This is a genomic window from Sinorhizobium terangae, from assembly GCF_009601505.1.
GTDB lineage: Bacteria > Pseudomonadota > Alphaproteobacteria > Rhizobiales > Rhizobiaceae > Sinorhizobium > Sinorhizobium terangae.
Map to the genome: position 1 here is coordinate 41,126 of NZ_WITC01000099.1, position 22,926 is coordinate 64,051.

Consider the following 22,926-nt stretch of genomic DNA (forward strand, 5'->3'; position numbering starts at 1 on the left):
AACGTATGCAAATCGGCAAACAGCGTGCGGCGACGAGCCGGATCTCAACGGTAAGTGCGGATCGGGTCGAGGTGCGCGGCCGCGATCTCTGCCGCGACCTGATGGGGCGGCTGACGTTCACGGAATACTTCCATCTGCTGACGACCGGCCGGGAGCCGACGGAGGACCAGCGCTATTTTCTCGACCTCTTGCTGATCGCGATAGCCGAGCATGGCATGATGCCGACCGTGCAGGCGGCGCGGATGACGCTCGCGGCCGACCCGGATTCGCTTCAGGGCGCCTTGGCGGCCGGTCTTCTCGGCTGCGGGCCGGTGCTGGTCGGAACCGCCGAGCTCTGCGGCGCGCTGCTGGTGAAGGCCGAAGCGCGCATCGCTGCCGGCGAGGATGCCGATGCTGCGGTGCGCGCGCTGGTCACCGACATTCGCGAGGCGGACGGCAAGCTGCCGGGCTTCGGCCATCCGGTGCACCGTCCCGTCGATCCGCGCGCCGAGCGCATTCTCGAACTTGCCGATGAGCGCGGCGTGAGCGGCACGCATGTGAAGCTTGCGCGGCTTACCCGCACGACCGCCGCTGAAGTCTGGGGTAAACCGCTGGTGATGAACGTGTCCATGCCGATCGCCGCCGTGCTTCTCGACCTCGGGTTCCCGGTGACGATGGTCAAGGCGATCCCGCTGCTCGCCCGGGCGGGCGGCATTCTCGCGCACCTGACGGAAGAGCGGGTAAACCCGATCGGCTTCGCCATGGCGTCGGCGGCGGAGGCATCAGTTACCTACAGGACAGACGAAGAGGAGGGGGGCGGCTGACCATGCTTGATCCCGAGATCGAAACGCTGCCCTGGCGCGAGCAAGTCCGGCTCGACGACGCGCTCTATCGACAACAGATCGAATATCTGCTCGCCCGTTCGCGCTTCTATCGGACAAAATTGGAGACCGCCGGCTTCCACACCACTGCCGAGATTGGCGGTCTCGCCGCCATCGTCGATCTGCCCCTCACCGAGAAGAGCGAAATCCGCGCAAGCTGCAGCGCGGCCGATCCGATGGGAACGCATGTGGCCGCGCCGATCAGCGAGATTGTGCGGATCTATTCGACCAGCGGAACGACCGGGACGCCGAGCTATATTCCGCTGACGGCGGGTGACCTCGACAACTGGGTGACGACCTCGGCGCGCAGCTATTCCGCCTCCGGCATCCGGCCGGGCGAGGCGATCGTTTCCACCTACAACGCCGGCCCGTTCGTGGCCGGCGCAGCGCTCGCCGCCTTCGACCGGCTGGGCCTGTGCCATATCCCGGTTGGCACTGGACACACCGAGCGGCTGATGGCGGCGATCCGCCTTTTGCGGCCCGCGGCCGCGGTAATGACGCCCTCCTATGCGACCTATCTCGCGGAATGGGCGGCGGAGCGCGACTTCGATCTGAAGAGATCGAGCGTCAGGCGACTGCTGGTCGCCGGCGAGCCCGGCGGCGGCGAGCCGAAATTTCGGGCGCGGCTCGAAGAGGCGTGGGGTGCGAAGGTTACCGAGGCGATGGGCATCGGTGATATCGGCGTGTCGCTCTGGGGCGAATGCGAGGAGCAATGCGGCATGCATCTCGGCGGCCGCGGCGTCGTCCATGCCGAACTGGTCGACCCGGAAACCGCCGCGCCCGTCGCGCTTGAGGACGGCGCGCGCGGCGAACTGGTGCTGACGCATCTCCAGCACCGGGCGGCGCCGATGCTCAGGTTTCGCACACGCGATCACGTGGAGATGTGGACGTCGCCCTGCCGCTGCGGGCGGACGGCGCCGCGCGTGCGCTGCATCGGCCGAACCGACGACCTCCTCATCGTACGCGGCGTCAACATCTTTCCCTCGGCCATCCGCGACGTGGTCAGCGAATTTGCGCCGGCCGTCAGCGGCATGATCCTGGTGAGGCCCGTAGCGAGGGGGCCGCGACAGGCCGCCCTTGCCGGTCTCGGTGGAACTCGGCAAGGATAGCGAAGGCCGCGCGGGGCTCGCCATAAGCATCGAGAAGCGCATCCGCGAGGTGCTGGTCGTCTCGACGCGCGTGGAGATCCTGCCCTGGGGGTCGCTTCAGCGCAGCGAATACAAGTCGAAACTGGTGCAGAGAGCGGAGTAAGATCAGACTTGTGCGGCTTGCGTCGACGCGCCGCCAAGCAAAAAAACGGGAGGATGACGATGCGAAAGCTGCAATCGCAAGGGGTTCATCACATCACGCTGGTCGGCGCGGACCGCCAGACTTCGATCGATTTCTGGGAAGGCTTGCTCGGCATGCCCTTTGTGTTCGAGCAGCCGAACCTCGACCGGGCGACGGAAAGTCACCTTTATTTCGATCCGGGCGACGGCCGGCTGATCACCGTCTTCACGGACGAGAACCGCAAGCCCGACTCGAAGCGGACCTCGACCGACATCGGCTGCGTGCACCACATCGCCTTTGCCGTCTCGCGTGCGACGTTTCAGCAGGCGGTCGAGCGCCTGAATGAGCGGGAGATCCGGCACAGCGGGGTCAAGGACCGCGGCTTCATGGATTCGATCTATTTCGAGGATCCGCTCGGGCTGCTTGTCGAACTCGCCTCCTATCGTTTCGAGCCGCCGGCCGGCCACACCCACGCCGAGGTACTGATGGAGGCGCACAAGGTGCGAGTGGCGCGCGGCGACTACAACATCGCCGAGGTGCACCTTGCCGACGCCATCGAGGCGCTGACCGAACGGACGCGGGGCTCGCTGTCGGAGGATCGGACGCCGAAGAACCCTTACTGATGAGAGTGGGACCAAAAGGGAGGAGCAATCATGCCTGAAATCAAGCTCAACGTGATCAAGCCCAGCGTCAACAACATGACGGCGCGTGTCTTCATGCGCGCGGCGGGCCTCGATTTCAACGAGACCGACGTCTTCGGCCAGACGCGTACGCCCGAATATCTGGCGAAGGCGCCGTCGCATCTGACGCCGATGATCGAAATGAGGGACCTGCCGATGGGGGCGCTGTGGGAAAGCTGTGCGATCATGCAGTATCTCTGCAACAAGAACGGCCTCGACGACCTCTATCCGAAAGACCCCGAGGCGCGCGCGATGATCGACAGCGCCATGTTCTACCTGATCGGCACTTTCTATCCCTATCTCGCCCGCGCCACCTATCCGGCGCTCAACTTCCCGCAATATCCGGGCGAGGTCGGCTACAGCGATGCCGACCCGGTGGCGAAGGAGCATGCGCGTATGGCCGCGACCGAGGCGCTGGCAGAGCCGCTCGAGGTGTTCCACAGGTTCTTTATCGGCAACAGGTCCTTCATCGGCGGCGCAAAACCCTCGATCGCCGACATCAGGCTTGCTGCGACGCTCGAGTTCCTCGCGGTGATCGACTATCCGCTGCCGGATTGGGCGAAGACCTATATGGCGTCGATGGAGGAGGCGCTCGGCAGCGCCTATAGCGAGCCGGCGGCAGACGTTCGCAGCTACATTAGTTATGTGCGCGGTCAGAGGTGACAGGGTAGAGCGTACTTAGGTTGAACCAGCGCATTGTGGTGGTTTGCTGCGGGTTCGCATAAGCACGACGCATTGTTGTTTTGCCGCCGGGCCTTCTCTTTCGGTCATCCTACTGCATGATTCCTTAAATCGGAATCGATTTAAGGACAAAATCATGCAGCAATTCAAAGCGCTACAGAGACCTTTGCGCGTCCGATTGGACGCGCGGCGCTGTAGCGCTTGACCCGAGGATCCAGAATCGCGCCGTCGCTTTGCTCGCTTGCGCCGCACGCAAGCCTCACTTCCGATAGAGCATCCAGTCCTTGCGGGTGCCGCCACCTTCGCTGCCGGCGAAGAACACGACCCGGTCGCTCGCTGTTTCGGTGGCGGTCTGCAGGGCCTTTTCGGCGTGGCCGACCAGTTCCGAGGCGGTGCCGGCGTCAAAGGTGGTGCTGCACCCGAAGCGGGCGAGGACCACCGGCATGCGGCGCTGGCGGTTATCGAATGCGCTCTGGCAGCTCTTCTTCAACTGGTCCGCCACCTTCTGGATTTCCGCTTCGGCGCTCGTCCAGACGAGGATGCCGATCTGCGGCCGGTCGAGCCATGCGGCGAAGTCGGTCGCCTGCACGATCTGCGACACGACGAAGCCGAGCCGCTCCAAAATCGCTTCCTTGAGTTTGACGAGTTCCTTGGCCTCGAAGGGTTCGAGCGCCAGCAGATTGCAGAGGATGAGCGATGTGCCTTCGGGATAACGCTCGCCGCCATAGAGTTCGGCGAGTTTCTTGTTGAAGCCGCGGCGGTTGGCGAGGTTGGTGGCGAGGTGGGTGAATTTCGTGCGCTCGAATTCCTCGACGTCGCTCGCAATGGCCGCGACGGCCGTGATTTGCGTCGAAACGCTTTCGAGCATCTGCGTGCTCTTCGACTGCTGCACCTCTGTCAGTTGCCGGATCGCCTGCAGGTGGGACTGAATCGACTTCGTGTCTCTCGGGTCCATCGAAGAGATCTTGCCGGTCGCCTGGCCGAGCAGGCTCGAATAGCTGGAGAGCGAGCTGTGGCCCGATTGCAGCGACTCCTTCAGGGTCGAAAGCTCGCTCTGGATGCGGTTGGTGGATTCGTCGAGGAGCGACTTGCCGAAATGATGCGGCAGATAGGCCCGTGCGAGTGCATCGACCTCTTCCTCCGCGATCGGCTTGGCGAGGCGGGCAAATTTCTCCCGGAGCTCCGGATTGCTGCCGCTGATGATCTCGTACATGAGCTCGTAATTGACCGGAGAGGCATGAATCTCCAGCCGGTTCAGCGTGGCAAAAACGGTGTAGCAGAGTTCCTTGCGGCTCTGATCCGCAAGCTGTTTCGGGGAGGAATTCGCAATCGCCATGGTGCAGCGCCTTTCGCATGAAGCGTCACAGGCAAATGCACCTGGGACGACGGTCGGACAGGTACGCGGGGGGCCGGAGCCTCGTATCGATATGCAGCAGCGAGTGGTATCGCGTCCGACTCCGCCATTCATGCGATTTGATTGACGCGACCGCGTCCCGTCGGACAACCTAGAGTAAGCTCTCGTCCATTAATGACTGGTGAATTAGCAAACGATAATCGGCCGGAAACGGCAAAGCGGTCCCGAAGTTTGCGATCGCGGCTGTGAAACAGCAGTAACTGCCCTCGACCGATCCGGTCAGGGAAGATGCAGTCTGAAAAGGGGAGCCGCGCGAATGAACGCGTGGTGAGGGCAGAAAGGTCAGCGCTTGTAGAGCGACCAGTCTTTGCGTTGGCCGCCAGCCTTGCTGTCCAGGAAGAAGACGACGGCTTCGTCGGCCTGTTCGGTGGCGGTTTCGAGCGCCGTTTCGGCGTGGATGAAGAGGCTCGCCGCCGTGTCGGCGTCATAGGTCGTGCTGCATCCGAAATGGGCCGTGACGGCGGGCATGCCCGGTCGCTGACCACTGAAGGCGCGCAGGCAGTTCATGCGGATGTGCTCGGCGACCCGCTGGATTTCCGCTTCGCTGGTGGTTCCGACGAGAATGCCGATCTGCGGCCGGTCGAGCCAGGCGGCGAAATCGGTGGCGTGGATGGTCTGCGAGACCACGGAGCCGAGGCGCTGCAGGATCGCTTCCTTGTGCTTGATCAGTTCCTTCTTCTCGAAGGGTTCGAGCGCCAGCAGATTGCAGAGGATGAGGGCCGCGCCGTCCGGATAGCGCTCGCCACCGTAAAGCTCGGCGAGCTTGCGGTTGAAGCCGCGCCGGTTGGCGAGATTAGTGGCGGCGTGTGTGAACTTCGCCCGCTCGAACTCGTCGAGGTCGCCGGTAATCGCGGTCACCGCCGAGATATGGGTCGAAACGCTTTCCAGCATCTCGTCGCTCTTCGAGCGCTGGATGTCGGTCGCCGCCCGGATCGCCTGCAGCTCGGACTGGATCCTTTGGGTATCGCCCGGATCGATCGAGGAGAAATTGCCGCTCGCCTGGCCGAGCATGGTCGAATAGCTCGAAAGGGAGCTGTGGCCCGATTGCAGCGACTCCTTCAAAGTCGAGAGTTCGCTCTGAATGCGGGTGGTCGACTCCTCGACCTTCGACTGGCCGAAATGGTGCGGCAGGTACATGCGCGCCAAGACATCCAGATCCTCCTCGGTCACGTCGCGGCCGAGGCGCGCGAACTTCTCGCGCAGTTCCGGATTGTTGCCGCTGATGATTTCGCACATCAGCTCGTAATTGACCGGCGAGGCATCGATCTGCAGCCGCTCCAGCGTTGCGAAGGCATTGTAATAGACATCCCGGCGGATCTGCTGCGCAATATGTTTCGGCGAAGGGCTCACGACAGCCATGGTGCGGCACCTTTCAAGAAAAGCGTCTGATGCGCGACGGGGAGGGAACGCATGAAGCGGAAACCTCGGATCGGAAAAATGGCGGCAAGGATCTTCGATCCCGCGTGATGCGGACGGAACGATGCCTGATGCATCCGATCGAACAGCCGAAAGTAAGCGAACGCGCGTTAAGGGCGGGTGAAAGGAATAGGGAGAATGTTTGGGGTTGTGGGGATTTTGGCCGCGACTGCCCCTCAATCCTGCCCGATCGACGCATGGGGGCGCGTCTCGTCGCCATGCTCGTCCCGCGTCTCAGCAGCCTCCCTTACCGCCGGCGGTACGCTTGTTCCGTGCTCCCTCAGCCCGGCGAGCTTATGGCCGCGTTCGCGCAGCCACTGGAAGACGACGTAGAGGGCGGGGATGATGAAGATGCCGAGGAGGGAGGCGGCGAGCATGCCGCCGGCGACGCCGGTGCCGACGGCGCGGCGGCTGAGCATGCCGGCGCCCTGCGCCGTCACCAGCGGAATCAACCCGACGATGAAGGCGAAGCTTGTCATCATCACCGCGCGGAAGCGGGTACGCGCGCCCTCGACGGCGGACTCGACGATGCCGGCGCCTTTCTCGCGCCGGAATTTGGCGAATTCGACGATCAGGATCGCGTTCTTGGAGGCGAGCGCGATCAGCACGACAAGGCCGATCTGGGCGTAGATGTCGAAGGAGAGGCCGGCGATCAGCACCGAGACGAGGGCGCCCGCGACGCCGACGGCCACCGACAGGAGCACCGGAATCGGGATGGTCCAGCTTTCATAAAGCGCGACCAGGAAGAGGTAGGCGAAGAGCACGGCGAGCGCCAGGATCACCGTCGTCTGTCCGGCGGCCTCGAGTTCCTGCAACGCGGTGCCGGTCCACTCGTAGCTAAAGCCCGGCGGCAGCGTGGTGGCGGAAAGGGCGGCCATCGCTTGCAGCGCCTCGCCCGAGGAGACGCCGGGGGCGGGCTGGCCGTTGAGCGTGATCGAGCGGTTGTTGTTGTAGCGCACCATCGACTGCGGGCCGACGATATAGTCGACGCGCGCGATGGACGCGACCGGCACCATGCCGCCCGAAGCATTGCGCACATGCAGGCGCTGGATGTCGTTGACGGAATCGCGGTCGGCCTCGGCCGCCTGGAGGTTCACCTTCCAGCTGCGGCCGAAAAGGTTGAAGTCGTTGACATAGTAAGAGCCGAGCGTGCCTTGCAGCGTCGCGAAAAGATCGCTGATCGAGACGCCGAGCGCCTGCACGCGGTCGCGGTCGATGTCGAGATAGAGCTGCGGCGAACTTGCCGAATAGGTGGTGAAGGTCGGCCCGAGCTTCGGGTTCTGGTTGGCGGCGATGATCAGCCCGCCGGCTGTCGCGGCGATGTCGGCCGCCGGGCGGCCCTGCAGGTCGAGCAGCTGATATTCGAAACCGGAGCCGGTGCCGAGCCCGAGGATCGGCGGCAGGTTGAAGGCGAAAACCTGTGCCTCGCGGATCGTCACGCCCTTGGCCATGGCCGTCGCGACCGCGCTGTTGACCGAGGCCGAGACCGCCTCGCGCTCGGCAAAGGGCTTCATTGTGACGACTGCGAAGGCGCTGTTCGACTTCGAGATGCCGTCGAGGAAGCTGTAGCCGGCGACGCTGGTCACGTCCTGCACGCCTTCGATGCCACGGAGGAAATTCTCGACCTGGCGCAGCGCTACATTGGTGCGATTGTAAGAGGCGCCTTCGGGCAGGCGCACTTCCGTGAAGAACATGCCCTGGTCTTCGCTCGGCAGGAAGCCGGTCGGCACGATGCGGAACAGCCAGCCCGTGGCACCGATCGCGACCGCGATCAGAACGAGGCCGATGATGGCGCGCCGCGCGATCTTTTCCGCGACATAGACATAGCCGTCACGGCCGTTGTCGATGCGGCGCGACAGCCAGCCGAGAACGCCGCGCTTCTCGCCGTGATGCGGCTTCAACAGGATCGAGCAGAGCGCGGGGCTTAAAGTGAGCGCGTTGATGGCGGAGATCACCATCGATACCGAAACGGCGACCGCGAACTGCTGGAAGAGCTGACCGCTCAAGCCCGGGATGAAGGCGACCGGGACGAAAACGGAAAGCAGCACGAGGGTGATGGCGACAATCGCGCCGGTGATTTCGCCCATCGCAAGGCGCGCGGCCTCCGGCGCCTGCATACCGGGATTTTCCTCCATCACCCGCTCGATGTTTTCGACGACGACGATCGCGTCGTCGACGACGATGCCGATCGCCAGCACCAGCGCCAGCAGCGACACGGTGTTGAGCGAGAAGCCCATGGCGAGGATCACCGCGAAGGTGCCGATGAGTGCCACCGGAACGGCGACGAGCGGAACCAGCGTCGCGCGCCAGTTGCCGAGGAAAAGGAAGACCACGATGATAACAAGCACGAAGGCCTCGACCAGCGTGTGCACGACGTTTTCGACGCTCGCCTCCACGAATTCGGAGGTGTCGTAGGAAACCTTGTAGGTGAGGCCTTCCGGGAAGGCTTGCGCCAGGCGGTCGAGTGCGGCCCTGACGCCCTCGGCGGCTTCAAGCGCGTTTGCGCCGGGCGCCAGATAAGTGCCGATCATCGCGACCGGCTTGCCATTGAAGCGGGCGCTCGAATCTGAACTCGCCGCGCCGAGTTCCACCTTGGCGACGTCGCGGATGCGCACGAAAGAGCCGTCGGGCTCGGCGCGCAGCACCACATTCTCGAACTGCGCCGGATCGGTGAGTCGCCCCTGGGTCTGCAGGTTCAACTGGAAGAGGGGATCGTTCGTCATCGGCTGGGCGCCGATGCGGCCGATCGCCGCCTGGATATTCTGGGCCTTCAGGGCGTTGATCACGTCCGTCGGCGTCATGCCGAGGCTTGTCAGCCGGTCGATGTCGAGCACGACCCGCATCGAATAATCCTGCGCGCCGAAGAGCGAGGCGTCGCCGACGCCAGGCACGCGCTTGATCGTATCCATCACGTTGATGGTGGCGTAGTTCGACAGGAAAAGGTTGTCGAAGTTGGTGTTCTCACCCTCGCCATAGATGGCGATCACCTGCATCAGCGCGGAGGATTTCTTGCGCACACTGACGCCGGTCTGCCTGACTTCGGAGGGGAGCCTCGCCTCGGCGAGCGAGACGCGGTTCTGCACGTTGACGGTGGCGATATCCGGATCGGTGCCGACGGCGAAGGTCACCGTGAGCGTGTAGGAGCCGTCGGCGCCGCTCGTCGACTTCATGTAGAGCATGTCGTCGACGCCGACGATCTGGCTTTCGATCGGTTGCGCCACGGTCGACTCGACCACCTCGGCGCCGGCGCCCGGGTAGCTGGCTGTCACGCTCACCTGCGGCGGCACGATATCGGGAAACTGCGCGATCGGTAGCGCGGTGAGCGCGATCAGCCCGGCGAGCGTCAAGACGATGGAGATGACCGCGGCAAAACGGGGACGATCGATGAAGATCTCGGAGATCATGGCTCAGCCGCCCGTTGCCAGTGCCGCATCGACGGCGATACCTGGCCTGACCTTGCCGACGCCATCGGTGATCACCCGTTCGCCCTCCTTGAGGCCCTTGGCGATCACCGCCTGGCCGCGAGCGGTCCGCTGGACGTCGACACGGCGAAGCTCGACCTTCGAGTCGTCCCCGACCACCATGACGAAGGCGCCTTGCTGGTCGCGCTGGATCGCCTGCTGGGGAACGGCGAGCACCTCCTGCTTGTCGGTCGCTTCGAGCGTCACGCGCACCAGCGTGCCGTCGAGCAGGAGGGCGTCGGGATTCGGAAACTCGGCCCTGACCGTGATCGTGTCGGTGCCCGCAGCGACATTGCTGGAGACGAAGTTGATCGTGCCCTTCTTTGGATAGGTGGTGCCGTCCGGCAGCAGAAGCTCGACATTGGCATCGCGGCCGACTTCGCCTCTCAGCGCGCGCTGGCGATATTCGAGAAAGATGGCGGTCGAGACCGGGAATTCGACATTGATCGGATCGAGCCGCGTCAATGTTACCAGCGCGCCGGAATCCGGACCGACCAGCGCCCCGACATCGACGCTGGTAAGGCCGAGGACGCCGTCGAAGGGCGCGACGATCCGGGTATAGGAAAGATTGAGCTCGGCCGCCTGCTTGCTGCCGGTGAGGCGGACGATATCGGCCTCGGCCTTCTTCACCTGCGCATTGGCGGTATCGACCGTTGCCTGTGCGACCGTGTTGCTGGAGATTAGCCGCTGCGCGCGGTCGCGCTCGAGGACGGCGAGGTCGCGGGCTGCCTCGGCGGCCTCGATCGAGCCCTGGATCTCCTGGACGGCAGCCCGATAGGTGCCGTCCTCGACCTCATAGAGCAAGGTGCCGGCGGTGACCTTATCGCCTTCGGTGAAGTTGACTTTCTCCAGGAAGCCGGAAACGCGGGCGCGAATATCGACCCTCTGGATCGCCACCACCTTGCCGGTGAAATCCGCGCTTTCGCGCAGATCCATGATCGCGGCTGGCGCGACCACGACGGCGGGCGCCGGTGCCTGTGCCTGCTGAGCGAAGGCCGTCTGCGATGGAATTGCGACAAGCAAGCCCGCTGAAAGGGCGGCAGCCAGGATCCTCGAACCACGCATGCAACGTCCTCCTATGAACGAAACAGCTTTGAGGCGGCCCTTATTCTCCGCTGGAATATTGAAACCAGAGCATCTTCACCGTGGCAAGTCACGCAACTTCAGATTGATCGCTTGTCGACAGATTAGTTGCGTCCGGAGTCGAGGCGTCTCGCCGGGCCGAGCCCATCCAGGCGACGACGAGATCATAGAAGACGCCGAGCACGATCGGGCCGAGGAATAGGCCGATCAGCCCATAGGAGAGTGTGCCGCCGATGACGCCGGCGAGAATGACGAGCATCGGCGTCTTCAGCCCGCGGGCGACCAGCATCGGCTTCAACACGTTGTCGATCAGCCCGATCAGCGCGAGGATCAGCGTCAGGCCGAGGGCGGCGCGGGTCTCCATAGACATCCACGCCCAGATGACGACCGGCAGGAGCACCGGGGCCGGGCCGATCTGGATGATGCAGAAGATGAGCACTGCGAAGGCGAGCACGCTCGCCCCAGGAATATCGAAGAGCGAGAAGGCGAGCCCGGCAAGCAGCGCCTGCAGCAAGGCCACGCCGATCACGCCGCGTGCGACATTGCGGATCGTCGCGCCGGCGAGATCGACGAAGCCGGCGCCGCGGTCGCCGGCGACCCGACGGGCGAAAATTTTCAGTCCTTCGCCGAGCCGCGGACCGGGGCGGAAGAGAAAGCCGGCGATGATGACCGAAACGATAAAGCCAATGAGGTCGACGCCGATGCGTGCGATCTTGCCAATTACCGTGCCGCCCGCCTGCAGCAGCGACGGCGCAAGACGCTGCAGCGTCGCTTCAAGATTGCCGGAGGCCTGGGTCCAGGCGGTGTGAAGCCATTCGCCGATCAGCGGCCAGTCGCGCACGGCATCCGGCGGCGCCGGCACCGCAAGTGTACCTGCCGCCAGCTTTCCGAGAAGCGCCTGTACGGCTTCGGCGAAGCTCAGCGCGATCGCCGCCAGCGGGCCGGCGATCACCATGAGCGCGAGGAGCGTGATTGCCGCCGCCGCAAGGCGCGGCCGACCGCCGAAGAGGGCGGTCAGCGCCTTGAAAAGCGGATAGAGCGCAACCGCGAGAATACCGGCCCAGACGGCGATGATCGCGAAGGGGGCGACGAGGGTCAGCGACAAGTAGGCGAAAAGCGCAAGCACCCCGAGCCGCAGGAATTCGGTGACCCGAGGCTCGATCGACGCCGGGCTGGCCGAGCCGCTTGCGCCGGCTTCCGCCTTGACCGGAGCTTGCACATCATCCATGGCGACTTCCCCACTGCATTTATCCTTAAATCGTACCCGATTTAAGGATAAAAACATGCAGTAATTCAAAGTGCTACAGCGTCCTTCGCACGTCTGATAAGACGCGCTGCGCCGTAGGGGCGAGAAACGCCCGCCGTCCGCGCGCCCCTGCAACGGTCGGCAAGTCCGCGTGATCCAGCTCTTTGAAGCGACGCAATTCCGGACGGAAAACCGTTGCACACTTTTCCTGGAATCGCTCTGACTTCAGTTCAGGACCGGATCAGGCGGCGAGGGGAGTGTACAGCGAGGGTCGGGTGGCGGGAAGATGCGCCCGGACACGCGCCGTCCGGAAGGCGAGCTTCAATCGCCGGGGGCTACGGCGCGCCTTCTGCATGTTTCTTCAAATCGTCGCCGACTTAAAGATGAAATCATGCCGCAATTCAAAGTGCTACAAGCGCCCCTGGCGTGCGTCTGAAAAGACGCGCGGCGCTGTAGTGGGGCGCGCAACGCTCATTTAAGCAGTTTGAATTTCTGGATCGATTGGCCCGGCCGGAGCGAAGGCGAACTCCCTTCCCCGGCACGGATTTTCCGCTATCGGGCGCGGGCGACCTTCTTCGGTCCCGGCAGCAGGCCCTCGCGCTGGAGCTTCTTGCGGGCCAGCTTGCGGGTACGGCGAACGGCTTCCGCCTTTTCGCGCGCACGCTTTTCGGACGGCTTTTCGTAGGCGCTACGCGCCTTCATTTCGCGGAAAACGCCTTCGCGCTGCATCTTCTTCTTCAAAACGCGAAGGGCTTGCTCGATATTGTTATCCCTGACGAGTACTTGCAAAGTCTGTCCTTCCTTTCAACGGCAGGTGCCGTGTTACGCGTTGCTCGAATGCGGTTTCGTCTGACGCGGAGAGGGGGCTCCCCGGTTCAAAATCCCGGACGGCACACCGCCTGGCGTCACCCGGAAAACGATTGGCTCAAGTGATTGTTTCACTTGGCTCCCTTTGTGCTCAACGGTTTGAGCCATGGTTTGCCGCTCACCGTCGCCGCCCCGTCGTCGTGGCGAACCGGCAAGTCCGTTTCGGAGGCATCGATGTCGCTCTCGAAGATGCGTCGGTCGAAGTTCTCGGTGCCGAAGCGGATGCGATACTGCGGCTCGCCGTATTCGGCCGCCGGTAGGGTTCCGACGATGCGGCATTTTCTATCGTCGCTTGCCGTCCGGGTGAGGTCGGCTCTGAGTACGACCGTGTCGCCAACACTGTAGCTGTTGCGGCTCATCGCCATCTCCTTTGCCGAGACCTTCCGGAGGCAAAACAAAAAGGCCGGGCATTACCCCGACCTCTTCCTGTCATTCGCTTGGCGCTGCTGCCAGTACATCCGTGGTCAGCGGCGGCGAATGACAAATTACGCAGCGCGCAGATTGTCCGCCGAGCTCTTGCCCGACTTGTTGTCGCGCACGATGTCGTAGCTGACCTTCTGGCCCTCGACGAGCGAGCGCATTCCGGCGCGTTCAACCGCGGAAACGTGCACGAACACATCCGTCGTGCCATCGTCGGGCTGGATGAAACCAAAACCCTTGGTGCTGTTGAACCATTTTACGGTGCCTGAATTCATAACGATTTCCTTTCAATCGTTGGAGTTTCCGGACGAATATTCATCCGATTTGATCGATATTTGAGAGGAAATCTGTCGAGCGCGTCGGCGCTGAGGCAAAGGTCACAAGCAATGTTCGACGGGTCATATATAGACGTTATTAGCGGATATGCAATGGACGGGCGGAAATTAATCGGGAAAGCAGGTTTTGGGTGACGCGGAAATACGATCGAGCCCGATGGGAACCCAAGATAATATTTCCGAGGACCATCGACACGCTGGCCGGCGTGTGCAGGCAGCGGTTTGGGAGCGGGGTGCAAACGAGCTAACCGGGCCGCCCGAGCACGTCGAGGAGCCAGACGAGACCGGTGTCCATCAACGCCGCCTTCGGCACAACCGCCTGGACGCTGGGGCTGCCGAGGCCCAGCGGCAGCTTTGTGGTGGCGACGGCGAAGCGCTCCGCATGCATCGCGACGAAGCGCTTCGGCAGAAAGCAGATCAGCTGCGTCTTGCTGACGAGATCGAGCGCCAGCAAAAAATTCGGCACGGCCAGGGCTACGCGGCGAGAGAGGCCGCGGCTTTCGAGCAGCTCGTCGACAATGCCCCGGGGGTCGCCTCTGGGGGCGACAAGCAGATGCTGCATGCGGCAATAGTTCTCGAGCGTCGGGTTTTCGAGGAAGGGATGGCCGCTCCGCGCTGCGACGACGAACTCTTCCTCGTAAAGCGGTTGCGCGGTGAAGCGGGCCGGCAGCTCGTAAAAAGGGGCGATCGCCACATCGATCAGCCGCCCATCGAGATCGGAAAGCGCCGTCTCCATTTGCATGTGACGCACGACGAGATCGATGCCCGGCGCGTTGCGGGCGATCTCGTCGAGCAGCGGCGGCAGGAAAACCGAGAAGCCATCGGCCGTGCCGATCGTGAAACGGCGACGGGCGCGCGCTGGATCGAAGGGCTCGGCCGTGGAGATGACGCTTCTCACCCGCGCGAGAATATCGGCTATCGGCGTCGCCAGTTCCTTGGCGCGATCGGTCGGCACTACGCCCTTCGGAGTCTTCAGGAAGAGCGGATCATTGAGCAGCCGCCGCAAGCGGCCGAGACCGTGGCTGACGGCCGAGGCGGAGAGGTTCAGCCTTTCGGCGGCGCGGCCGACATTCCCCTCGTCAAGCACTGTTTCGAAGAGCACCAGCAGGTTGAGGTCGGCGCGCGACAGGTCGATTTCATTCAGCATAATGCTGAAATCATATCACTTCATTCAGTATCCACAAAGTCGTAGGTCTTCGGGGAGGCCCCTGCGGTCTCCCAACCAACTGGAGGACGAAATGAGCGACTTCATCGGGTATATCGAAAGCTTGGCGCTCTGCAGCTTGCAGCCAGCGGAGGGGCAGGGCCAACCACCGGCGCGTTCCGATGCGGCCGTCAACGCGCGGCTGCGCGAAGCGCTCACCGGCGAGGCGCTTGTCGGCGAGGACAAGGCGGCGGCGGTCATCAACTTCTGGCGCGACGCGGGACCGACACGTTGGTTTGCAAAGGAGCCGGAGTTCGACCGCGCCTTTCGCGAGCGCTTCCTCGCGAGCCACGAGGCGGCGGCCCGCGGTGAATTCTTGAATTGGACGGTTTCGCCGGAGAAGGCGCTTGCGCTCCTTCTTCTCCTCGATCAATTCCCCCGCAACGCCTTTCGCGGCACGCCGCGCATGTATGAGACCGACGCCCTGGCGCTCGGCATCGCACGCGCCGCCGTGGACGCGGGTTACGATCTCAAGGGACCGGCCGACCTGCAGCTCTTCTTCTATCTTCCGTTCGGCCATTCGGAAGAGCTTGCCGACCAGGAGCGCTCCGTCGAACTTGCCCGCCGTCTCGGGGAGCCGAGCCTTTCCCACGCCATAGGCCACCGCGATATCGTCCGCCGCTTCGGCCGCTTCCCGCACCGGAACGGGATTCTCGGGCGGACGATGACGGAAGAGGAGCAACGGTTTCTCGACGCGGGTGGGTTTGCGGGGTGAGAGGGGGCGACGAGCGGACCCCTCCTGCATGTTTCCTTAAGTCGTAGCCGATTTAAGGATAAAAACGTGCAGCAATCCAAAGTGCTACAGCGTCCTTTGCGCGTCTGATAAGACGCGCGGCGCTGTAGTACAGGCCGAATCTCCTCCGACGACGTGAGCTTCGATGTCGTTGTTTTCAACGCAGCGAGCTACCGCATCTGAGGCAAGAAACAAAAATCCTCGGGTTACCCCGACTTCTTCCTGTCATTCGCTTGGCGCCGCTGCCTGTCCATCCGCAGTCAGCGGCGGCGTATGCTCCCCGATCAGCTCCCGGTAATGCGGAAAGATGTGATCCGCGGTGAGCGGGGCGAGCGCCACGCCGTCAATGTCGAACGGCGAAACCCATTCACTTCCTCGATTTCGGCCGCGGGGTGAAAGTGAAGCTGCTCCGTCCTAACGAGGAAGACATCCGCATGGACGCGGTGTCCCGGTTCATTGGAGGATTCGGCGCTGAAAGCACCCAGGACCTCGAAGGACGCGGGCTCGACGTCAAGGTCGATCTCTTCCCTGAGCTCCCGCGCCAAGGCCGCATCCGGCATTTCACCGAGGCCGATCTTTCCGCCCGGCTGCATGAAGGCGCTCGCCCCGCGCTTGCGCATGAGGAGCGTTTGCCCGTCGGGGCGGATCAGGAGGGCAGCGGCGATGTGGATGGTGGTCAAGTTGATTGCCTTGCTTTGCGGCGGCGGAGCGCTGAATCACAGATGGGACAATAGGGTTGGCGTTAAGCGAGACCAACTGCACTGGGGGCCCAAGGGGCGAGGGCGTCGCGTTTGCCGCGGCGGCAAGCAGTGATCGAATTCAAATCGTTGTTAAGCGTCTTGATCGGATTCTACCTATGGTGGAGAATTCGATTCTGCTGCTATAACTCGCTGCACGAGAATCAGTTTAATTAGGATTGAGCGATGCATCTGAGGACTTTGTCCATCGAAAACTTTCGCGCTATCGAGTCAATTGATGTTGAGTTTACGGAGCGTGTTAACGTTGTCGTTGGCCCGAATGCGGTTGGGAAGACTACAATTCTGGAGGCGATCCGTCTGCCCAAGGCAGTCTTGGCTCCGCGTACTCAAAACGAGTCTGCTCAAGCACTTATTTCTATGGGTGCGGTTTCTCCCCACAATCCTCAGCAACTTATTGCAGAGGCGATCGCTCGCGACCCCTTAAAGCCCGTAATAATCCGATGCGGCTACCAACTTAATGCCGATGAGATTGCAACAGTCGCCGATGGACAGCAGCAACTAGTAACTCGACTTATACGTTCGCGATTAAACGACAATCTTTCACCTGCAAATTTCGCAGCTTTTCTGTCCTCTCAGGCCGGGCAATCAACTTTGCAGGAGGCGAGCAAGGAAATTGCTCAAGGGCTGGAAAGACTCCAGGCAATGAGAGGCATTTGCCGGCTCGATTTGCTAATCGATTTTCGATCTTCGCAAATTTCCACACCGGACCCGACGGGCGCAGCGATCATCGCTTTCCTTGATGAGCGCTTGTCTCCTGAAGAGACGAAGTTTAGTTACTTTCCCGCTGACCGAGCTCTACCTCGCGGTGAACAGCCAATACAACTTGGAATACAAGACGCGGTTCAGCAGCTTGAAGCACACAATTCACAGCCGCAAAGTAAGTATAATCGCCTGAAGAACACGATTTTCAACGCGATAGTGGGTTCTGAATCAGGACGAAACGCGATCCGTGAAAACTTTGAACGGATCTTCTCCGGCGTGCTGAAAGGCCGTGAGTTAGTAGGAGCGGGCGTTAATCAGTACGGTCTGTTGACGATCAACGTGAGAGATTTGGAATCCGGACGCGTTTTCGACATTGATGCAATGAGCAGCGGCGAAAAGGGACTAATTCTCACATTTCTCTTGATTGAACGAACTCTCGCAAACGGCGGCGTCGCTCTACTTGATGAGCCAGAGCTGCATCTAAACCCAGCAGTTTGCAAAGATATTCTCGCCTTCATGGTAGATGCTTACGCGATCAGAAAAGATCTGCAAGTAATTCTGTGCTCCCATTCCCCAGAGATACTTGCTGGCACATTTGGGCGCGAGGAATGCGCGCTATTTCACCTGGTATCCGGTACTCTTCTAAGCCGCGTGCGGAGAAGTGATGGAGAGGCCGTCGCCGAAGCACTTCGCCAGTTGGGTACATCGGAGAGCGAGGGGCTTTTATACAAAGCGACGATTTTTGTTGAAGGGGAGCATGACGTTGAGCTGCTCGAGTTGGGCTTTGGCTCTATTTTGCGGCAACACAAACTGAAAGATCTGGGAGGCCGAACAGAGGTCGAAAAGCAAATCAGACAGCTTCAAGAAGCAGAGAAGTCCGGCGTGACGTTGACGCCCAGATATTTCATTTTTGATAAAGATGACGTGCCCACAAATTTGGAGAGTTCGAGCAACATCAAGGTATTGCAGTGGGATCGTCGTTGTCTTGAAAATTATCTTATCGACGTAGACATCTTGACCACCTTATTAAAGGATACGGATATTGTCAGGACACCGATTGCGAGTGAGGGCGAACTCAGCCGACTTCTAAAGCAACTCGCTTTGGGGCATCTGGATGATGCAGTCGTCAAAGAAGTCTATGACGGCATGGCGTACGAAAACCCGGGTCGACGGCCGCGCGAGACTAGCGGCAAAACCTTCGAAGAGGTTTCCGCTATTCTGTACGGTCGGCTCGAGCAGATTTCGCAGCAGATATCTGGTCTTCACCAGCGGGATTGGCAGGTGAAATTCGTCAGAATGTGCGAGGCGCGAAAGGCGGAACTGCTGCCGCTTTGGGACGCGGAATGGAAAGAGCGCTGTGATGGAAAGCGGCTTTTTCGGGAACTGCAGCAAAATATTTCTATGAAGATTCCGATGCGGAGTTTCAAGCGACGTATCATGGAGCGGATGCGCGGAGTCCCGACAACTGACAACTGGCGAGCAATCGAGGGGCTTCTCAAGCAATTGATTGCCTGATGGCTGGAATATGGCGCGACGTGCCGTACGTGTGAGCGGCCAAGGTAGGCGAGTCCGCTGTCACACCCCTGTAAAACACCGGCTCTATCCCTCGGCACCATCTTTCTCCCACCGAGGGCAATCCCATGAAAACGCTTCTCTCCGCCGTTGCCGCAGCGCTCGTCGCCGGCCTCATGTCCACCACGGCTTATGCCGAAAGCCTGGTGCTTTATACGAGTCAGCCGAATGAGGATGCGCAGGCGACGGTGGATGCGTTCGAGGCGGCTAACCCGGGCGTCGAGGTCGAGTGGGTGCGCGAGGGGACGACGAAGATCATGGCCAAGCTGATGGCCGAGATCGAGGCGGGCAATCCGGTGGCGGACGTGCTTCTGATCGCCGACACGGTGACGATGCAGCGGCTGAAGGAGGGCGGGCATCTGCTGCCTTACAAGTCGCCGGAGGCGGCGGGCTACGATGCCGCGCTCTATGATGCGGACGGAGCCTATTACTCGACCAAGATGATCACGACAGGCATCGTCTACAACACATCCGCCGCGATGAAGCCGGAAGGCTGGCAGGATCTCGTGAAGCCCGAGGCCAAGGGCCTCGTCACCATGCCGAGCCCGCTCACCTCTGGTGCTGCCCTGATCCATGCCGAGACGCTTGCCGGCATTCCCGGCCTCGGCTGGGACTATTACAAGGCGCTTGCCGAAAACGGCGCGACGGCCGCCGGCGGCAATGGCGGCGTGTTGAAGGCGGTCGCGACCGGCGAGAAGGCCTATGGCATGCTCGTCGATTTCATGGCGATCCGCGAGAAGGCCAAGGGCGCGCCGGTGGAGTTCGTCTTCCCGGCCGAAGGCGTTTCCGCCGTCACCGAGCCGGTCGGCATTCTGAACACCGCGAAGAACGTCGATGCCGCGAAGAAATTCGTCGACTTCCTTCTCTCCGAGGAAGGCCAGAAGGTGGCGGTGAAGATGGGCTATATCCCGGCCCGCAACGGCGTGGCGCTGCCGGAAGGCTATCCGGCCCGCGAGACGATCAAGGTGCTGCCGGTCGATGCCGCGGCGGCGGTCAAGAATTCCGAAGCGGACCTCAAGACCTTCTCCGGCATTTTCGGGACGAACTGATCGCCTCATGACGCGAGCGGACGAGATCGCCCGCAGCCGGAGCGCGAGCGCTCCGGTGGAAGCTGACGCGGAAGGCGGCTCCGGGCTGAAACTCCCGGAGCCGCCTCGGCGTCTGCTGTCGAGGGTGCGGCGTTTCGGCCCATTGCGGTTTTTCTTCGGCGGCGGGGAGGCGGCGGAAAGCCGGCCTCCCCAAACGGCTCCCGCAAAACTGCCCGGCGAACTGACGCGGACGTTGCGCGTCCAGTTGCCGGCGATGCCTTACGTCACGGAAGATAACTCCCTCAAGGCGATGCCGCCGCATGGCGCCGGGGCAGGGCGCGCCTTCCGCGCCCGCAAGCGGCGGGCGGCATCCGGCGGCGAGCCGGGCTGGCTGCTGCCCTTCGTGCTTTGTGCCGTGCTGCTGCTCTCCGTGTTGCCTCTCGCGCGCCTTGCCGGGGCGGGGGTGAGCGGGCTTGTGGACGGTGAGGCGGCGCGGCTGATCTTCGAGCCAGCCACCTTCGCGGCGCTCCGCAACACGCTCGTCACCGCCACCGGCGGCATGGCCGTCTCGCTTATCCTGGGTTCGCTCTTCGCCTTCGCGGTGGCGCTCACCGATACCAGGGGCAAGCTCACTTTAAGCTTCGCCTTCATGCTGCCGATGATGATCCCGCCGCAGGTGACGGCGCTTGCCTGGGTGGGAATGTCGGGGCCGGCGAGCCCGTTGCTCAAGACGCTGGGGCTGGCGCCGCCGCTCGGCAGCCCGCAGCCGCTCTATTCGCTTTCCGGCATCGCGCTTCTTTTGGGCGTGCAGCATGCGCCGCTCGTCTTCCTGGCGCTCAAGGCCGGGCTTGCGGCGAGCCCGCGCGACGGCATCGAGGCGGCACGGCTTGCGGGGGCGGGGCCGTTCCGGGTCTTCCGCGACATCGTGCTGCCGCTGGCAACTCCGGGGCTGATTGCCGGCGGGGCGATCGCCTTCGTCTCAGGCGTCGGCAATTTCGGCATTCCGGCGATCCTCGGCATTCCCGCCGGGATCGAGACGCTGCCGACGCTGATCTTCAGCCGGCTGGCGAGTTTCGGCGCCGCCACCTTCGGCGAGATCGCGCTGATCTCGACGCTGATCGCGGCGATCTCCGCCGGCGGTCTGCTGGTGCAGCAGCGGGCGCTTTCCGGCCGCGACTATCGCCTCATCGGCCATTCCGGCGCGCGCGCCGCCTTCGCGCTCGGGCGCTTGCGCATCGCTCTCGAAGCGCTGCTATGGGCCGCGCTGGCGCTGGTGCTGGTGGCGCCCCTTCTCGCGCTTATCGCAAGCTCGCTGGTGCCGGCCTATGGCGTGCCGGTCAATTTCAAGACGGTATCGCTCAGTGCCTATGGTGAAATCCTCTTCCGCCAGTCGATCACGCTGACGGCGCTCAAGAATTCGCTCTTCCTCGCCTCCGCCGCGGCGCTCGGCCTGCTGGTCGTCACCGTGCCGGCCGCCTATCTTCTGACTCGGCGGAAGGGCGTGCTTGCCAATCTCGTCGCCATCCTGATCGAGATCCCCTATGCGCTGCCCGGCATCGTGCTTGCCGTCGCCTTCATCCTCACCTTCGCCGCGCGGCTGCCGTTCGTCGGCGTTTCGCTCTACGGCACGATCTGGATCATTCTCGCCGCCTATTTCTCCTCCTTCCTCGCCGTCAGCCTGAAGCCTGTCATGAGCGCGTTTTTGCAGATGGACCCCTCGCTCGAGGAGGCGGCAAGACTTGCCGGTGCGGGTTTCTCCCGGCGGATGCGCGACGTGCTGCTGCCGCTGATCGCGCCGGCGGCCGGAGCTTCCGTCATCCTCGTCTTCCTGATCGCGGCGAACGAACTGACGGTCTCGGCGCTGCTCTGGTCGGCGGGCACGCAGACGCTCGGCGTCGCGATCTTCAATCTCGACGACAGCGGCTCGTCCGATCTCGCCTCGGCGCTCTCGGTGCTCGTCGTCCTCCTGGTGATCGCGCTGATGACGGCGCTCGAATTTTTCGCAAAGTACCTGCCGGAGGGCGTGCTGCCGTGGCGCAACTGATCCTCAATCACGTGACCAAGGATTTCGGAGGCGGCCGGCCGGCGGTGGCGGACGTCTCGCTGACGCTCCGCCGGCAGGCCTTCCTCGCACTCCTCGGCCCCTCGGGCTGCGGCAAGACGACGGTGCTCCGCATGATCGCCGGCTTCGAGCAGCCGACGGACGGCTCGATCTCCTATGGCGAGCGGCGGCTTTCGGATGCCGAACGCGCGCTGCCGCCGGAAAAGCGCAACATGGCGATGGTGTTCCAATCCTACGCGCTCTGGCCGCACATGACCGTCGCGCAGAATGTCGGCTATCCCTTGAAGGTGAGGGGCATTTCCGGTGCTCAATGGCGCAAGCTCGTGGGCGAGGCGCTGTCGCTGGTCAGGCTCACCGACCTTGCCGAACGGCGGCCTGCCGAGCTTTCCGGCGGCCAGCGCCAGCGGGTGGCGCTCGCCCGCTGCCTCGTCACGCAGCCGGATGTCGTGCTGCTCGACGAGCCGCTCGCCAATCTCGACCAGCATCTGAGGAAGGCGATGGAGGAGACGTTTCGCGCCTTCCACGAGCGCTCCGGCGCCACCATGGTCTATGTCACCCACGACCAGGCGGAGGCGATGGCGCTCGCGACCGACGTCGCGGTGATGTCGGAAGGCCGGCTTCTGCAGGTGGCGCCGCCGGCGGAGATCTATGCCAGGCCGGAGGGCCGCATCGTCGGCGGACTGATCGGCCGCGGCAGCATCCTCCGGCTGCCGCTGGCGGAGAGCGGCGAAAGGCAACTCGGCTGGCCGGTGCTGCGTGAGGCCCTTGGGTCGCGCGGTGCAGATGGTGCGAGCGGCGGGCTGCTTGCCGACGTGCCCCCTGCCGACATGCTGGTCAGGCCGGAACACGTCCACCGCGGCACGGACGGCATTCTGATGCGGGTCATGTCGTGCGTCTTCGAAGGCGAGCGCTTCGCGCTCGATCTTGCGCTTGGAGATGGCCAGCGGCTGAAGGCCTTCAGCAGCGTGGCGATCGCCGAAGGGCAGACGGTGCCCTTCGTGATCGCGAGCGGTTGGCGGCTTTGAAATTGGCGCTGGGCCTGCGCGTTCAGTGCGTCGGCCCCGCCACTCACCCGCCATCCCCGGGCCCAGCACGGGACAAGGGTGCCGGTGCGCCGGTGCCGTGAAGGCGGGGG

Annotated in this window: 20 protein-coding genes; 10 read left to right on the forward strand and 10 right to left on the reverse strand. The window is 63.0% G+C overall.

Going from position 1 to position 22,926, the window contains the following annotated elements; genetic code table 11:
• Positions 1 to 5 precede the first annotated feature (5 nt).
• From GHK62_RS23155 to GHK62_RS23170, 5 genes are read left to right on the forward strand one after another with little or no spacing between them, the layout of a single operon-like run.
• A complete protein-coding gene (locus tag GHK62_RS23155; RefSeq protein WP_153441399.1) occupies positions 6 to 803 on the forward strand; it encodes a citryl-CoA lyase in 798 nt (265 codons plus the stop codon).
• 2 nt (positions 804 to 805) lie between these two features.
• On the forward strand, positions 806 to 1,969 hold the full coding sequence (locus GHK62_RS23160) for a phenylacetate--CoA ligase family protein (RefSeq protein ID WP_234887015.1): 1,164 nt from the start codon (positions 806 to 808) through the stop codon (positions 1,967 to 1,969).
• Positions 1,950 to 2,111 (forward strand): acyl-CoA synthetase family protein, encoded by a 162-nt coding sequence (locus tag GHK62_RS34465; RefSeq protein ID WP_283061318.1) that lies wholly within the window; start codon positions 1,950 to 1,952, stop codon positions 2,109 to 2,111. Before GHK62_RS23160 ends, GHK62_RS34465 begins: the two co-directional genes overlap by 20 nt.
• Positions 2,112 to 2,170: 59 nt before the next feature.
• The gene (locus GHK62_RS23165) at positions 2,171 to 2,752 is read left to right on the forward strand and encodes a VOC family protein (RefSeq protein ID WP_153441400.1); all 582 of its coding nucleotides are present in this window, start codon (positions 2,171 to 2,173) and stop codon (positions 2,750 to 2,752) included.
• A 30-nt stretch (positions 2,753 to 2,782) separates the two neighbouring features.
• Positions 2,783 to 3,472, forward strand: a complete 690-nt coding sequence (locus GHK62_RS23170) for a glutathione S-transferase family protein (RefSeq protein ID WP_153441401.1) — start codon at positions 2,783 to 2,785, stop codon at positions 3,470 to 3,472.
• A 277-nt stretch (positions 3,473 to 3,749) separates the two neighbouring features.
• Here GHK62_RS23170 and GHK62_RS23180 read toward each other — a convergent pair whose 3' ends face one another.
• From GHK62_RS23180 to GHK62_RS23220, 9 genes are all read right to left on the reverse strand, one after another.
• Complete coding sequence (locus GHK62_RS23180; protein WP_153441403.1) at positions 3,750 to 4,826, reverse strand: diguanylate cyclase domain-containing protein; 1,077 nt, start codon at positions 4,824 to 4,826, stop codon at positions 3,750 to 3,752.
• 360 nt (positions 4,827 to 5,186) lie between these two features.
• Positions 5,187 to 6,263 carry a diguanylate cyclase domain-containing protein gene (locus tag GHK62_RS23185; RefSeq protein ID WP_153441404.1) on the reverse strand — a complete coding sequence of 359 codons (1,077 nt, stop codon included), beginning with the start codon at positions 6,261 to 6,263 and terminating at the stop codon, positions 5,187 to 5,189.
• 233 nt (positions 6,264 to 6,496) lie between these two features.
• On the reverse strand, positions 6,497 to 9,724 hold the full coding sequence (locus GHK62_RS23190; protein WP_153441405.1) for an efflux RND transporter permease subunit: 3,228 nt from the start codon (positions 9,722 to 9,724) through the stop codon (positions 6,497 to 6,499).
• A 3-nt stretch (positions 9,725 to 9,727) separates the two neighbouring features.
• Entirely contained in the window at positions 9,728 to 10,846 is a 1,119-nt protein-coding gene (locus GHK62_RS23195; RefSeq protein WP_153441406.1) for an efflux RND transporter periplasmic adaptor subunit, read from the reverse strand.
• Between the two features lie 88 nt (positions 10,847 to 10,934).
• Complete coding sequence (locus tag GHK62_RS23200; protein ID WP_234887017.1) at positions 10,935 to 12,092, reverse strand: AI-2E family transporter; 1,158 nt, start codon at positions 12,090 to 12,092, stop codon at positions 10,935 to 10,937.
• Positions 12,093 to 12,662: 570 nt separating this feature from the next.
• On the reverse strand, positions 12,663 to 12,899 hold the full coding sequence (gene rpsU, locus GHK62_RS23205) for a 30S ribosomal protein S21 (protein ID WP_153441407.1): 237 nt from the start codon (positions 12,897 to 12,899) through the stop codon (positions 12,663 to 12,665).
• A gap of 149 nt (positions 12,900 to 13,048) precedes the next feature.
• Positions 13,049 to 13,336 (reverse strand): cold-shock protein, encoded by a 288-nt coding sequence (locus GHK62_RS23210; protein WP_153441408.1) that lies wholly within the window; start codon positions 13,334 to 13,336, stop codon positions 13,049 to 13,051.
• A 126-nt stretch (positions 13,337 to 13,462) separates the two neighbouring features.
• Positions 13,463 to 13,672 (reverse strand): cold-shock protein, encoded by a 210-nt coding sequence (locus GHK62_RS23215; protein ID WP_153441409.1) that lies wholly within the window; start codon positions 13,670 to 13,672, stop codon positions 13,463 to 13,465.
• 304 nt (positions 13,673 to 13,976) lie between these two features.
• Positions 13,977 to 14,879, reverse strand: a complete 903-nt coding sequence (locus tag GHK62_RS23220; RefSeq protein WP_153441410.1) for a LysR family transcriptional regulator — start codon at positions 14,877 to 14,879, stop codon at positions 13,977 to 13,979.
• A gap of 91 nt (positions 14,880 to 14,970) precedes the next feature.
• Here GHK62_RS23220 and GHK62_RS23225 point away from each other — a divergent pair, with 91 nt between their 5' ends.
• Positions 14,971 to 15,651 carry a DUF924 family protein gene (locus GHK62_RS23225; protein ID WP_153441411.1) on the forward strand — a complete coding sequence of 227 codons (681 nt, stop codon included), beginning with the start codon at positions 14,971 to 14,973 and terminating at the stop codon, positions 15,649 to 15,651.
• Between the two features lie 302 nt (positions 15,652 to 15,953).
• Here the strand turns inward: GHK62_RS23225 and GHK62_RS23230 are convergent, their stop codons facing one another.
• On the reverse strand, positions 15,954 to 16,349 hold the full coding sequence (locus tag GHK62_RS23230; RefSeq protein WP_234887018.1) for an NUDIX hydrolase: 396 nt from the start codon (positions 16,347 to 16,349) through the stop codon (positions 15,954 to 15,956).
• Positions 16,350 to 16,592: 243 nt separating this feature from the next.
• Here GHK62_RS23230 and GHK62_RS23235 point away from each other — a divergent pair, with 243 nt between their 5' ends.
• The 4 genes from GHK62_RS23235 (at position 16,593) to GHK62_RS23250 (ending at position 22,816) form a co-directional block, all read left to right on the forward strand.
• Positions 16,593 to 18,644, forward strand: coding sequence for an AAA family ATPase (locus GHK62_RS23235; protein WP_153441412.1), 2,052 nt, complete (start codon positions 16,593 to 16,595; stop codon positions 18,642 to 18,644).
• A gap of 125 nt (positions 18,645 to 18,769) precedes the next feature.
• Complete coding sequence (locus tag GHK62_RS23240; protein WP_153441413.1) at positions 18,770 to 19,750, forward strand: ABC transporter substrate-binding protein; 981 nt, start codon at positions 18,770 to 18,772, stop codon at positions 19,748 to 19,750.
• A gap of 7 nt (positions 19,751 to 19,757) precedes the next feature.
• A complete protein-coding gene (locus GHK62_RS23245) occupies positions 19,758 to 21,773 on the forward strand; it encodes an ABC transporter permease (RefSeq protein WP_153441414.1) in 2,016 nt (671 codons plus the stop codon).
• Complete coding sequence (locus GHK62_RS23250; RefSeq protein WP_184108552.1) at positions 21,761 to 22,816, forward strand: ABC transporter ATP-binding protein; 1,056 nt, start codon at positions 21,761 to 21,763, stop codon at positions 22,814 to 22,816. The genes GHK62_RS23245 and GHK62_RS23250 overlap by 13 nt, the downstream gene beginning before the upstream one ends.
• The last annotated feature ends 110 nt before the right edge of the window (positions 22,817 to 22,926 follow it).